The organism is Streptomyces sp. NPDC060194, assembly GCF_042728285.1.
Lineage (GTDB): Bacteria > Actinomycetota > Actinomycetes > Streptomycetales > Streptomycetaceae > Streptomyces.
Genome location: NZ_JBHWZH010000162.1, coordinates 1 through 12,434, shown reverse-complemented (window position 1 = coordinate 12,434; position 12,434 = coordinate 1). Strand labels below are relative to the sequence as shown.

At 73.7% G+C, this 12,434-nt stretch carries 13 protein-coding genes; 9 read left to right on the top strand and 4 right to left on the bottom strand.

What is annotated here, in order from left to right; genetic code table 11:
* Positions 1–1,369: sensor histidine kinase (locus tag ACFWEG_RS25370; RefSeq protein WP_387219401.1), on the top strand; the 1,369-nt coding region annotated here is incomplete at its 5' end.
* Entirely contained in the window at positions 1,366–2,046 is a 681-nt protein-coding gene (locus tag ACFWEG_RS25365) for a response regulator (RefSeq protein WP_387219398.1), read from the top strand. The genes ACFWEG_RS25370 and ACFWEG_RS25365, both read left to right, overlap by 4 nt.
* Positions 2,047–2,127: 81 nt before the next feature.
* On the opposite strand, the gene ACFWEG_RS25360 is transcribed toward ACFWEG_RS25365, so the two are convergent.
* The gene (locus ACFWEG_RS25360) at positions 2,128–2,802 is read right to left on the bottom strand and encodes a DUF461 domain-containing protein (RefSeq protein WP_387219395.1); all 675 of its coding nucleotides are present in this window, start codon (positions 2,800–2,802) and stop codon (positions 2,128–2,130) included.
* A gap of 685 nt (positions 2,803–3,487) precedes the next feature.
* Between ACFWEG_RS25360 and ACFWEG_RS25355 the strand changes: the two genes are divergently transcribed.
* The 7 genes from ACFWEG_RS25355 to ACFWEG_RS25325 all read left to right on the top strand — a co-directional run bounded on the left by ACFWEG_RS25355 (position 3,488) and on the right by ACFWEG_RS25325 (position 10,317).
* Complete coding sequence (locus ACFWEG_RS25355) at positions 3,488–3,970, top strand: CarD family transcriptional regulator (protein ID WP_006380568.1); 483 nt, start codon at positions 3,488–3,490, stop codon at positions 3,968–3,970.
* 239 nt (positions 3,971–4,209) lie between these two features.
* The gene (gene ispD, locus ACFWEG_RS25350) at positions 4,210–4,950 is read left to right on the top strand and encodes a 2-C-methyl-D-erythritol 4-phosphate cytidylyltransferase (protein WP_387219392.1); all 741 of its coding nucleotides are present in this window, start codon (positions 4,210–4,212) and stop codon (positions 4,948–4,950) included.
* The gene (gene ispF, locus ACFWEG_RS25345; protein ID WP_387219389.1) at positions 4,940–5,446 is read left to right on the top strand and encodes a 2-C-methyl-D-erythritol 2,4-cyclodiphosphate synthase; all 507 of its coding nucleotides are present in this window, start codon (positions 4,940–4,942) and stop codon (positions 5,444–5,446) included. Before ispD ends, ispF begins: the two co-directional genes overlap by 11 nt.
* Positions 5,447–5,577: 131 nt before the next feature.
* Positions 5,578–6,024 carry a PPOX class F420-dependent oxidoreductase gene (locus ACFWEG_RS25340; protein WP_387219387.1) on the top strand — a complete coding sequence of 149 codons (447 nt, stop codon included), beginning with the start codon at positions 5,578–5,580 and terminating at the stop codon, positions 6,022–6,024.
* Positions 6,025–6,113: 89 nt separating this feature from the next.
* Complete coding sequence (gene cysS / locus ACFWEG_RS25335) at positions 6,114–7,511, top strand: cysteine--tRNA ligase (protein ID WP_387219384.1); 1,398 nt, start codon at positions 6,114–6,116, stop codon at positions 7,509–7,511.
* A gap of 91 nt (positions 7,512–7,602) precedes the next feature.
* On the top strand, positions 7,603–8,544 hold the full coding sequence (gene rlmB / locus ACFWEG_RS25330) for a 23S rRNA (guanosine(2251)-2'-O)-methyltransferase RlmB (RefSeq protein ID WP_387219382.1): 942 nt from the start codon (positions 7,603–7,605) through the stop codon (positions 8,542–8,544).
* 132 nt (positions 8,545–8,676) lie between these two features.
* The gene (locus ACFWEG_RS25325; RefSeq protein ID WP_387219380.1) at positions 8,677–10,317 is read left to right on the top strand and encodes a DoxX family membrane protein; all 1,641 of its coding nucleotides are present in this window, start codon (positions 8,677–8,679) and stop codon (positions 10,315–10,317) included.
* A 39-nt stretch (positions 10,318–10,356) separates the two neighbouring features.
* Here ACFWEG_RS25325 and cpt read toward each other — a convergent pair whose 3' ends face one another.
* The 3 genes from cpt to ACFWEG_RS25310 all read right to left on the bottom strand — a co-directional run bounded on the left by cpt (position 10,357) and on the right by ACFWEG_RS25310 (position 12,222).
* On the bottom strand, positions 10,357–10,932 hold the full coding sequence (gene cpt, locus ACFWEG_RS25320) for a chloramphenicol phosphotransferase CPT (RefSeq protein ID WP_387219403.1): 576 nt from the start codon (positions 10,930–10,932) through the stop codon (positions 10,357–10,359).
* Between the two features lie 78 nt (positions 10,933–11,010).
* Positions 11,011–11,784, bottom strand: coding sequence for an NDP-sugar synthase (locus tag ACFWEG_RS25315; protein WP_387219378.1), 774 nt, complete (start codon positions 11,782–11,784; stop codon positions 11,011–11,013).
* 27 nt (positions 11,785–11,811) lie between these two features.
* Positions 11,812–12,222, bottom strand: a complete 411-nt coding sequence (locus ACFWEG_RS25310; protein WP_387219375.1) for a hypothetical protein — start codon at positions 12,220–12,222, stop codon at positions 11,812–11,814.
* Positions 12,223–12,434: the final 212 nt, after the last annotated feature.

Below are 12,434 nucleotides of genomic sequence, written 5' to 3'. Positions count from 1 at the left end.
CGCCGCAGCCGCGGCGATCGCCGGGCTCTTCACCGGCGCGATCGCGGTTCTCGCGTTCCGCTGGAGCGAGCGCGAGCAGGCCCGCCCCACCCGCACCTCGCTGCACGCCGACCCGGTGCTGCCGCCGGGCGTCGACACCGTGCTCTCGGTGCTGCGCTCCTCCGCCGTCGTCCTCGACGAGGCCGACGCCGTCGTCAAGGCCAGCTCCGCCGCCTACGCGCTCGGGCTGGTCCGCGGCGGGACGCTCGCCGTCGAGGCGATGCTCCAGATGGCCCGCGACACCCGCCGCGACGGCGAGATACGCCAGGTCGAGCTCGACCTCCCGCGCCGTGGGACGGGCCGCGGCGACACCCTCGCCGTCTCCGCGCGGGTCGCCCCGCTCGGCTCCCGTCTCGTCCTGCTGCTCGTCGAGGACCTGACCGAGGCCCGTCGCATCGAGGCCGTCCGCCGCGACTTCGTCGCCAACGTCAGCCATGAGCTCAAGACCCCCGTCGGCGCCCTCTCGCTGCTCTCCGAGGCCGTCATGGACGCCTCCGAGGACCCCGAGGTCGTCGAGCGGTTCGCCGGCCGGATGCAGATCGAGGCCACCCGCCTCACCAGCCTCGTCCAGGAGCTGATCGACCTCTCCCGGGTCCAGAACGACGACCCGCTGGAGGACGCCGAACCCGTCCGCGTCGACGAGCTCGTCGCCGAGGCTGTCGACCGCTGCCGCCACACCGCCTCCGTCAAGCAGATCACCATGGCCGCCAGCACCGGCGGCGGCACGGCGTCCGACGACACCGGCGGCGGGCGGCGGCCGGACGGGGCGGGCGGCCTGCGGGTCTGGGGCAACCGCGGCCAGCTCGCCGCCGCGCTCGGCAACCTCGTCGAGAACGCCGTCAACTACTCCCCGGCCCGCACCCGCGTCGGCATCGCCGCCCGCAGGGTCGCCGCGCCCGGCGGCGACCTGATCGAGATCGCGGTCACCGACCAGGGCATCGGCATCCCGGAGAAGGACCGCGAGCGCATCTTCGAGCGCTTCTACCGCGTCGACCCCGCCCGCTCCCGCGCCACCGGCGGCACGGGCCTGGGGCTCGCGATCGTCAAGCACGTGGCCGCGTCGCACGGCGGCGAGGTCACCGTCTGGAGCGCCGAGGGCCAGGGCTCCACCTTCACCCTCCGCCTCCCGCAGGCCGCGGCCGTCCGCGACCGCGCGGAGGACGGTCCGGGACCGTTCGCCCCCTACGACGCCGAGGCCGACCACCGGGCCGCCGCCGAGGACGGGCCCGAGCCCCGCACGGCGTCCACCGCGCCCGCACCGCACCACCCCGACGCCTCGTTCACCCCGTACACCCCACCAGCCCTTCCCGCCCCGGAGGTCCGTCCGTGACCCGAGTGCTCGTCGTCGAGGATGAGGAATCCTTCAGCGACGCCCTGTCCTACATGCTCCGCAAGGAGGGCTTCGAGGTCGCGATCGCGGCCACCGGCCCCGAAGGCCTGGACGAGTTCGAGCGCAACGGCGCCGACCTCGTCCTGCTCGACCTGATGCTCCCCGGCCTCCCCGGCACCGAGGTCTGCCGCCAGCTGCGGGTGCGTTCCAACGTGCCCGTCATCATGGTCACCGCCAAGGACAGCGAGATCGACAAGGTCGTCGGGCTGGAGATAGGAGCCGACGACTACGTGACCAAGCCCTTCTCCTCCCGCGAGCTGGTGGCCCGCATCCGCGCGGTGCTGCGCCGCCGCGGCGAGCCGGAGGAGGTCTCCCCGCAGGCCCTGGAGGCCGGTCCGGTCCGGATGGACGTCGACCGGCACGTGGTCACCGTCGGCGGCGGCAAGGTGGACCTGCCGCTGAAGGAGTTCGACCTCTTGGAGATGCTGCTGCGCAACGCCGGCCGGGTGCTCACCCGGATGCAGCTCATCGACCGCGTCTGGGGCGCGGACTACGTCGGCGACACCAAGACCCTCGACGTCCACGTCAAGCGGCTCCGCGCGAAGATCGAGCCCGACCCGGGCGCGCCGCGCTACCTGGTGACGGTGCGCGGCCTGGGCTACAAGTTCGAGCCGTAGAGCGCGGCCCGCGCGACGCACGACGAAGGGGGCTCCCGGACCAGGTCCGGGAGCCCCCTTGCGTGTGTCGCGTGCGGGGTCCTACTGCGCGCTCTCGCCCGCCTCGGGGGACTCCTCGGCCTGCTCGGAGGCGGACGCCGACGGGTCGGCGGACTCCGAGGCGGACTCCGACGCGGACGCCTCGGCCGACTCCGAGGCCTCGGGCGAGGCGGACTCCGACGGCTCGGCGCTTTCCGCCGGACCCGCGGACGGGCCGACGCCCTTGTAGTAGCCGCTGGAGGTGACGACGAGCGCCTGCAGGCCGACGTCGCCCGTCTCGCTCAGGCCGAAGACGACCTCCTGCACGGTGCCGTCCTCGACCGCCTCGCGGCCGTTCTCGACGACCGCGGACGCGTGGCCCTCGCCGCCGATGATCACCGAGCCGCCGGCCGGGACGGTGACGTCGCTCCGGCCCTCGGCGGGGCTGAGCTTCACCGGCGCGCCGCTGCCCGGCAGGGTGATCGACTCGACGGTCTCGTCCTTCGTCCCGTCGTTGAAGAGGGTCGCGACGACGGACGCCGGGCCCTCGTCGTCGAGTTCCGGCTGGGTGACGACGGCGACGTTCTGGATCTTGACGGTGCCGACCGTGGTCGCCGCGTTGTCGGGCCGGACGCCCAGCGTCTGGGCGTCGTTGCCGGCCCCGCACGCGGAGAGCGTGGCGAGCGAGAACGCGATGGCGGTGGCGGCGAGGGCGCCACGTCGAAGGCTGCGGCTCACGGCTGGCGCAACTCCTAGCACGGGTCAGGGGGCCGACCTTGTATGGCCGCCCTAAAGGTCTGTCAGGCGGGATCAGGTTACCGAGCGCTCGCCGCGGGGCCGCACCCGACCCGCCCCACCGGCCGCCTTGCGCTCCGCACGCCCCACGCGGGCAATCCCGCGACCCGGGAAAGGGCCCCCGGCGCGGGCATTTGCAGGGGGCGCCGGTAACGGCCCGCCAATTGGCCGGAGGGGGGCGCGCGGGAGGGCGTGCGGGAAAGCCGCGCGCTATCGGCGCGAATAACGGAACGCCCCTGGTGAATTGATCGGCACGGGTACGGGAACGGCTCGTGGAGCCCGCCGGTACGGAGCGCGACGGGCCGGCGCGGGTCTGTCGCGGGGATCACGTGATCAATTACGCACCGATGGGCCGAGATCCGAACGGAGTGACGAAATCTCGCGCATCGGAAGCGGACATATGGGGATGTTTCGCCTCCTGTGGTGACGTCGGAGCACGTTCCGCGTGTGGCTCACGCCTCGTCCGGGAAGCCGCTCCGACCTGCGAATACCCCCCTCCGGAAAGCCGCCGCAGCACGCTTCGGTTGCCGTTGTCAAGCCCCGAGATATGCCCTGACCTGCGAAAACGCCATTCAGAAGACGTCGTTTCCGTGTTACTCTGGATAGCCACGGAAGGGGTACCTGTCACATGACGTTCAAGGTTGGCGACACCGTGGTCTATCCGCATCACGGGGCCGCGCTGATCGAGGCCATTGAGACTCGCCAGATCAAAGGCGTGGACAAGACCTACTTGGTGCTCAAGGTCGCCCAGGGCGACCTGACAGTGCGTGTGCCCGCGGACAATGCGGAGTTCGTCGGCGTGCGCGATGTTGTCGGTCAGGAGGGTCTGGACCGGGTCTTCGAGGTGCTCCGCGCGCCGTACGCCGAGGAGCCCACCAACTGGTCCCGACGTTACAAGGCGAACCTCGAGAAGCTCGCCTCCGGTGACGTCATCAAGGTCGCCGAGGTGGTCCGCGACCTGTGGCGCCGGGAGCGCGAGCGCGGTCTGTCCGCCGGCGAGAAGCGCATGCTCGCCAAGGCGCGGCAGATCCTGGTCAGCGAGCTGGCCCTCGCCGAGAACACCAACGAGGACAAGGCCGAGGCCCTGCTGGACGAGGTCCTCGCGTCCTGACGCGTGAGTCGCCGCGGTGCCCTCTGACGCTGTGAGAACGGTGTCGGTGGGTGCCGCGGCGTCTTCGTACCCGCACACGCGGCGGTCCACGCGCGCGGATGCGGTGATGTTTTCCGAAGTGAAGTTGTCGCAGCACCTCGACCGGATGTCACGGAAGGGGTCCGGACGGGGCGCCCTGGGCGGCTCGCTTGGGGCCATACCCACTTCCGTCGAGGACCGAAACCCTGAACGTGGGACCGATGTCTGACGAATCGCGCGCCGTACGCACGGCGGTGGTCATCCCGGCGGCCGGGCGGGGCGTACGCCTCGGCCCCGGCGCCCCCAAGGCGCTCCGCACCCTCGGCGGCACCCCGATGCTGATCCACGCGGTGCGTGCGATGGCCGCGTCGCGGGCGGTCTCGCTCGTGGTCGTCGTCGCGCCCGCCGACGACGCGGTCGCCGTCAAGCACCTCCTCGACGAGCACGCGCTGCCCGAGCGCACCGACTACCTCGTCGTCCCCGGCGGCGAGAACCGGCAGGACTCCGTGCGCGCGGGCGTCGAGGCGCTGCCGCCGGACATAGGGATCGTCCTCGTCCACGACGCCGCGCGGCCGCTCGTGCCGGTCGACACCGTCGACGCGGTCGTCCAGGCGGTACGGGACGGGGCGCCGGCCGTCGTCCCCGCGCTGCCGCTCGCCGACACGGTCAAGGAGGTCGCGCCGCCCGTCGAGGCCGGCGGGCCCGAGCCGGTCGTCGCCACGCTCGCGCGGGGCGCGCTGCGGGCCGTGCAGACGCCCCAGGGGTTCGAGCGCGACCTGCTGGCGCGGGCGCACGCGTCGGTCACCGCGGAGGTCACCGACGACGCGAGCATGGTCGAGCAGCTCGGCGGTGCGGTCGTCGCCGTGCCCGGGCATCCGGAGGCGTTCAAGGTGACGCGGCCGCTGGACCTCGTCCTCGCCGAGGCGGTCCTGGCGCGCAGGAGGGCGAACGATGGGTTCTGAGGCGACGGGGCGGCCGGTCGGTCTGCCGCAGGTCGGGATCGGGACCGACATCCACGCCTTCGAGGCGGGGCGGCCGCTGTGGGTGGCGGGGCTGCTGTGGGAGGGCGAGGGCGACGGGCTCGCCGGGCACTCGGACGCGGACGTCGTCGCGCACGCGGCGTGCAACGCGCTGTTCTCCGCGGCGGGGCTCGGGGATCTCGGCGCGCACTTCGGGACCGGGCGTCCCGAGTGGGCCGGGGCGTCCGGCCTCGCGCTCCTGACGGAGGCGTCCCGCATCGTCCGTGACGCGGGGTTCGTCATCGGCAACGTCGCCGTGCAGGTCGTCGGCGTGCGGCCCAAGGTCGGCCGGCGTCGCGCCGAGGCGGAGAAGGTCCTCTCCGAGGCGGTCGGCGCGCGCGTCTCCGTCTCCGGAGCGACGTCCGACGGGCTCGGGTTCGTCGGCCGCGAGGAGGGTCTGGCGGCGGTCGCGACGGCGCTGGTGGTTCCGCGCGCCTGAGCGCCGCCCCGGTGGGGCTCGGCCCCGGTGGGGGCTCCGCCCCCGCACCCCCACGTCGGGCCGACGTCCTCCTGCGGCTCGGGCGCGCCCCGAGCGCCCCCGCTCGCGGCCGCCGCGCATGCGGGGTACGCATGGGGGGAACCCGCGCCCCGTACGCACACCCCAGTCCGGGAGGACACGTGACACTCTCAGCGGAGCTGAAGGACCTTCTCGACACCCCCGTGTTCGTGATCATCGGCACGGTCCAGCCCGACGGCAGCCCCCAGCTCTCCCCCGTCTGGGTCAAGCGCGACGGCGATGACGTGCTGATCAGCACGACGCAGGGCCGCCGGAAGGAGCTGAACCTCCGGCGGGACGACCGCGTGTCCGTGGTGGTGCAGCCGTTCGACGCCCCGTACTCGTACGCCGAGATCAGGGGCCGGGCGACGGTGACGACGGACGGCGGGCAGGAGCTGATCGACGAGCTGTCGCTGAAGTACGTGGGCAAGCCGTACGCGGAGTTCAACCCGCGCGCCGGCGAGGACGCCCCGCGGGTGGTCGTGCGGATCACGCCGGACAAGGTCGTCGGACGCATCTGACGACCGCCGGCCGCGCCGTACGTCACGCTTTCGCGGCTGATGGCCGGATCCGTGGCGGGGCACTACCACAGGCCCACTACCCTGGTGTGGTGACCATTCGCCTGTATGACACCAGCGCCCGGCAGATCCGTGACTTCACCCCGCTCACCGCGGGCTGCGTCTCGATCTACCTCTGTGGCGCGACCGTCCAGGCGGCCCCGCACATCGGTCACATCCGGTCGGGGCTGAACTTCGACATCATGCGCCGCTGGTTCGCCTACCGCGGCTACGACGTCACGTTCGTCCGCAACGTCACGGACATCGACGACAAGATCATCGCGAAGGCGGCCGAGCAGGGCCGCCCGTGGTGGTCGATCGGGTACGAGAACGAGCGCGCGTTCAACGACGGCTACGCCGCGCTCGGCTGCCTGCCGCCCACGTACGAGCCGCGGGCGACCGGGCACGTGCCGGAGATGATCGAGATGATGCGCGGTCTGATCGAGCGCGGGCACGCGTACGAGGCGGACGGCAGCGTCTACTTCGACGTGCGCTCGTTCCCCGGCTACCTGGAGCTGTCGAACCAGGACGTCGACGACCTGCGCCAGCCCGACGAGGGCGTCACCGGCAAGCGCGACCCGCGCGACTTCGCGATGTGGAAGGCGACCAAGCCGGGCGAGCCGGACTGGGACACCCCCTGGGGCCGCGGCCGCCCCGGCTGGCACCTGGAGTGCTCGGCGATGGCGCACAAGTACCTGGGCAGCGCGTTCGACATCCACGGCGGCGGGCTCGACCTCGTCTTCCCGCACCACGAGAACGAGATCGCCCAGGCCAAGGCCTTCGGCGACGCCTTCGCGTCGTACTGGGTGCACAACGCCTGGGTCACCATGAGCGGCGAGAAGATGTCGAAGTCGCTCGGCAACTCGGTCCTCGTGAGCGAGATGGTCAAGCACTGGCGGCCGATCGTGCTGCGCTACTACCTGGGCACCCCGCACTACCGCTCGATGATCGAGTACAGCGAGGAGTCGCTGCGCGAGGCCGAGTCCGCGTTCGCGCGGATCGAGGGGTTCGTGCAGCGGGTCGTGGAGAAGGCGGGCGGTGTCGTCGCCCCCGCGGACGAGGTCCCGCCGGCGTTCGCCGAGGCGATGGACGACGACATGGGCGTCCCCCAGGCGCTCGCGATCGTCCACACCACCGTCCGGCAGGGCAACTCCGCGCTGGCCGCCGACGACAAGGAGGCGGCCGTCGCCCGGCTCGCCGAGGTGCGCGCCATGCTCGGCGTCCTCGGCCTCGACCCGCTCGACCCGCACTGGGCGGGCGACGGCGACCGCGGCGACGACCTGCACGGGGCGGTCGACACCCTGGTCCGCCTGGTGCTCGAACAGCGCGAGTCCGCGCGGGCGCGCAAGGACTGGGCGACGGCGGACGCGATCCGCGACCAGCTCACGCAGTCCGGGCTCGTCATCGAGGACGGCCCGAGCGGCCCGCGGTGGACGCTCGGCCCGCGCTGAGCGACCCCTTCCCGACGTGCCGCCCGGACCCCCGGGCGGCACACTCACTTCAGACCACAGCAGCAGCAACGCAGACGGAGACTGGTAGACCATGGCCGAGAACCGACGCATGTCCGGCAAGAAGGGCGCGCAGGTCGGCAGCGGCGGCAAGCGGCGCCGTGGCCTCGAGGGCAAGGGCCCGACCCCGCCCGCCGAGATGCGCAAGGGCCACGTGAAGAACCGCGTCGCCAACGCCAAGGCCAGGAAGGCGCAGGGCGGTCGCCGCCCCGTCGCCCGGCGCGGCGGCAAGGGCACGTCGGAGATGGTCGTCGGCCGCAACCCGGTCTTCGAGGCGCTGCGCGACGGCGTCCCCGCCACCACGCTGTACGTCCAGCAGTTCATCGACAACGACGAGCGGGTCCGCGAGGCGCTCCAGCTCGCCGCCGAGCGCGGCGGCATCCACCTCATGGAGGCCCCCCGCCCCGAGCTGGACCGCATGACGAACGGTCTCAACCACCAGGGCCTGGTCCTCCAGGTCCCGCCGTACGAGTACGCGCAGGCCGACGACCTGATCGGCGCGGCGTTCGACGAGGGCGAGGACCCGCTGATCGTCGCCCTCGACGGGGTCACCGACCCGCGCAACCTCGGCGCGATCGTCCGCTCGGTCTCCGCGTTCGGCGGCCACGGCGTGGTCGTGCCCGAGCGGCGCGCCGCCGGGATGACGGCCGGGGCGTGGAAGTCGTCCGCGGGCACCGCCGCGCGGACGCCCGTCGCCCGGGTCACCAACCTGACGCGCGCCCTCGAGGCGTACAAGAAGGCCGGCGTCACCGTCGTCGGTCTCGCGGCCGACGGCGAGGCGGACGTCACCGAGCTGGAGTCGCTCGCCGGGCCCGTCTGCGTCGTCATCGGCTCCGAGGGCAAGGGCCTCGGCCGGCTCGTCGGCGAGACCTGCGACATCCGGGTCCGCATCCCGATGCCGGGCGGCGCGGAGTCCCTCAACGCGGGTGTCGCGGCGGGAATCGTCCTCTACGAGGCGGCCAAGCGGCGGGGCTGAACGGGTGGGTGAGGGGCGGCGGGTCGGTTGCGGCCGTTCGGCCGTCCCTCGCGCGGCGTAACGATCTCTTGACCGTCCGCTGTCACTTAGCCGACGTCAAGGCAGTGTCCTAAACACACATCACTCGGTTAGATGAGTGTGGACACCAGAACGCCCCGGTTCGACGAGCCGCCCGCGCTGAACATGACGAAGGTGCCGTCCGACCCGGCCCAGGTCATCGTCACGCACGCGAGCTTCCGCGTGCAGCTGCCCTCCGCGGCCGTACCGCGCCGTGCCGCGGCCGGCGCGGACACCCTGCGCATCCCGGTCGTCGGCGCCGTCGCGGGTGCCCAGACCGTGGCCCGGCGCAAGGCGCCCGTCGTGTGGAGCGGGCGCAGCGCGCCCGGCGAGGCCGGGGCGACGACCGGACTCCTGGAGGCCGTGCGGGAATCGGGGTCCGGCGGGGCGGCCACGCAGACCATCCCGCGGGTCACCACGGCCCCGCCGGGCGGCGCGCCGGGCGGTCCCGGCGGTCCCGGTGTCCCCGGGGCTCCGGGCGACGACATCCCCGCCCCGCGCGCCGGCGGCCCGCAGACGCAGCTGCTCCCGCGGATGCCGGTCGTCGCGAGCGCGGACGACGAGGCGGCGGAGGAGCGGGCGGCGGCCGAGCGCGAGCGGCGCGCGGCCGGGCCGCTCGACCCGGACGCCCAGGCCGCCCGCCAGGCGTACTACCCGGGCCACCGGATGAACCTCGGCGTCGTGCTGCTGCCGCTGCGCGTCTTCCTCGGCCTGATCTCCGTCTTCGCCGGCATGGGCAAGCTCGGCGACCCCGTCTACTTCGACGGCGGCGAGCGCGGGTCCATGGTCAAGTGGCTCACGTCGCTCAACCCGTGGGCGGTCGCCGAGCCGCTGCGCGACTTCGCGCTGTCCCACCCCGTCGGCGCCGGCCTGACCGTCGCCTTCCTGCAGATCGTCGTCGGCGTGCTGACGATCTTCGGTCTCTGGCAGCGGCTCGCGGCGGTCTTCGGCGCGCTGCTGTCGGTGGCGCTGCTCGTGACCGTCAGCTGGAAGAGCGTCCCGGTCTACGACACCCCCGACATCATCTACCTGGCCGCCTGGTCGCCGCTGGTCATCGCCGGCGCCCCCGTCTACTCGCTCGACGGCCGCCTCGCCGGTCGCGCGTGGCGGCTGCTCGGCCCGCGCGCGGAGCTGTGGGAGCTGCGGAACTGGGTGCTGCGGCGCGGCACGATCTACGCCACGGTCGTCATCGGCCTGACCCTGCTGCTCGGCTCGATGATCGGCTCCATGGTCCGCTCCTCCGAGATGATCTCCGTCCCCGGCCCCGGCGCCCCGCGCAACGAGCAGTACGGCGAGACCCTCCCCACCGTCCCCGGCGAGCGCGCGGCCGAGGACGGCGGGAAGCGCGAGGAGCGCGGCCCCCGGCGCGACCCCGCCGCGAGCGCCTCGCCGTCCCCCCGCGCGGAGAGCCCCGCCGGCGCGGACGACGAGACCACCAGCGGTACGACCGACCGCCCCTCGCAGTCCACGGGCGCGGCCACGGGGCAGCCCAGCCAGTCCCAGGGCGCCGGCGAGGCGCCCCCGCAGGAGCAGGAACCCGCCCCGGCCCCCGCCGACCCCACCGGCGGCACCACCGGCGAGGCCCCCGCCGCCCCCGCCCCGGCCCCCGACACCTCCGGCGGCAACGACGGCTCCTCGGCCGACGGCGGCTCCACCGGCCAGAACCCCGGCGGCGACGACGACCGCGGCAGCCTCGTCGGCGGCCTCCTGGGCTGACGGAGTGCCACAGCTCGACGAGGCCCGGCGCGTCATCCTCTACGCGCCGGGCCTCGTCGCATCCCCGTCCCGCGTCGCCTCGGCCCGCCGCGTGACGTGCTCCGCGATGACGCGGGCGCAGGTGAGGGATTCCGTGTGGGTGGTGTCGATCTCGAGGTCGTAGGAGACGCCTTGGTGGACGAGGGCGGCCTGGGTGGTGGCCATGCCCGGGGGGCGGTCGCCGCGGGCGGTGGCGCGGCCCTCGGCGACGGCGGGGTCGCAGTGGACGCCGACCCAGAGGACGTCGAGGCCGGTCAGGGCCTGCTGCCAGGGGACCTGGGAGGCGGGGCCGCCGAGGAGGACGTCGTCGACGATGACGCGCGCGCCCGCGCGGGCCGTCGCCGCGACGCCCGCGCGCCACGCGGCCTCCAGGGCGCGGAACGCGGGGCCGACCGAGACCCCGCCGTCCGGGGCGAAGGCGATGCCGTCGGCGTCGGACCCGGAGCGCAGCCGGGCGGGCAGCGCGTCGACGAAGGTGTCGATCGCGGCCGCGAGCCAGGGGTCCGGCAGCACCTCCTGGAGGCAGCGCACGATGCCGGACTTGCCGGAGCTGGAACCGCCGTTGAGCACGATCACCTGGGTCACGGGCCCACCGTACGGGCGGTGGGCGCGCGACCTGCGGGAGTTTCCGGCCCGCGGCCCGCGGCGCCGGGCTCAACGCTCCCGGTGCGCCAGCTCCTTGGCCGCCTCCGCGAGGTCCTTCGCGGTGTCGATGGCCCGCCAGTACGCCCCCTGCGGCAGCGGGAACCCCGCGAGCCGGCGCTCGCGCGCGAGGCGCGGGAACGTGGTGCGCTCGTGGTCGCCGCGGTCAGGCAGCAGCGCGGTGAACGCGGCGGAGAAGACGTACACGCCGGCGTTGATCTGGAACGGCGACGGCGGCGACTCGACGAACTCGGTGATCCGGCCGAGCGGGTCGGTCTCGACCGCGCCCCAGGGGATCCGCGGGCGGGCGAGCGCGAGCGTCGCCGTCGCGTCGCGCTCGGTGTGGAACGCGGCCATCTCGCGGAGCGAGAACCGCGTCCAGATGTCGCCGTTCGTCGCGTACCAGGGCGCGTCGGGGCGGGGGAGGTGCCGGGCGGCGTGCTTCAGGCCGCCGCCGCGGCCGAGCGGCTCGTGCTCGACGACCGTCGTGACGTTCAGCGGGAGCGCGTCCCACTGCGACTCCAGCCACTCCTGCAGGACCTCGGCCAGGTGCCCGCAGGAGACGACCGCGTCCGTCACCCCCTCGGCGGCCAGCCAGGAAAGCTGATGGCCGATGATCGGGGTTCCCGTGCCGGGAATCTCGACCATCGGCTTCGGCCGGTCGTCGGTGTAGGGGCGGAGCCGCGAGCCCTGGCCGCCGGCGAGGACGACGGCCTGGGTGGGGGCGTCGTCCGCGGGCACGACGAACGGGGGTGCGGACGCGGTTTCGGAGGTTTCGCTGGACATGTCCGCACTGTAGGCGGCACGCGCCCGTCAGCTCCGCTGGGCGACGCCGGAGGCGTACGAGGTGTCGCACACCGGGCGGGAGTACGACTGCGCGCGGGTCGGTCCGTACTGCTTCACCGCGGCGCGCCCCAGGGCGCGGGCGATCGACATACAGTGGTCGGCGAGCGACGGGCGCCGGTCGACCTCCTGCTGCAGGTGCGTCAGCACGGTGCCGGGGCTCCGCTCCTGGAGCTCGGCGAGGAGCTGCTCGCGCAGGACATCGTGCGGGGCACGGGACTTGGCGCGCACCGAGGCCGTCTCCGAGGACGCGGTGAGCGTCTGCGACGGCGGGTTGCCCGCCCAGTTCACGCGGGTGACCGCGAGGGTGCCGGACAGCACCAGGACGACGGGGAGGACGAAGGCCAGGGTGCGGCCGATGCGTCGGGCTAGAGAGTTCACGCATCGGAGCGTAGCGGTCAGTAGTGATTTGGCGACATTTGGTCACCGGAACGAGGGATGGTTCGATGCCGCCATTCGATTTCCCGGTTGACGAACGCGGGTCGAAAAGGGCGGTGTGCCGGGGTATTTGTCGACTTTGTGGATCACCGTGCGCGGCGGTCCGAGGGGTTGGGCCCCGGAACGGGGAAGGGCCCCGCACCGGAGTGCGGCTG

Excerpts from the sequence above, each read along its gene's own strand:
- rlmB (WP_387219382.1), top strand. The coding sequence starts at position 7,603 with ATGGCCGAGAACCGACGCATGTCCGGCAAGAAGGGCGCGCAGGTCGGC.
- ACFWEG_RS25355 (WP_006380568.1), top strand. The coding sequence starts at position 3,488 with ATGACGTTCAAGGTTGGCGACACCGTGGTCTATCCGCATCACGGGGCC.
- ACFWEG_RS25315 (WP_387219378.1), bottom strand. The coding sequence starts at position 11,784 with ATGTCCAGCGAAACCTCCGAAACCGCGTCCGCACCCCCGTTCGTCGTG.
- ispD (WP_387219392.1), top strand. The coding sequence starts at position 4,210 with ATGTCTGACGAATCGCGCGCCGTACGCACGGCGGTGGTCATCCCGGCG.
- ispF (WP_387219389.1), top strand. The coding sequence starts at position 4,940 with ATGGGTTCTGAGGCGACGGGGCGGCCGGTCGGTCTGCCGCAGGTCGGG.
- ACFWEG_RS25340 (WP_387219387.1), top strand. The coding sequence starts at position 5,578 with ATGGGGGGAACCCGCGCCCCGTACGCACACCCCAGTCCGGGAGGACAC.
- ACFWEG_RS25325 (WP_387219380.1), top strand. The coding sequence starts at position 8,677 with ATGAGTGTGGACACCAGAACGCCCCGGTTCGACGAGCCGCCCGCGCTG.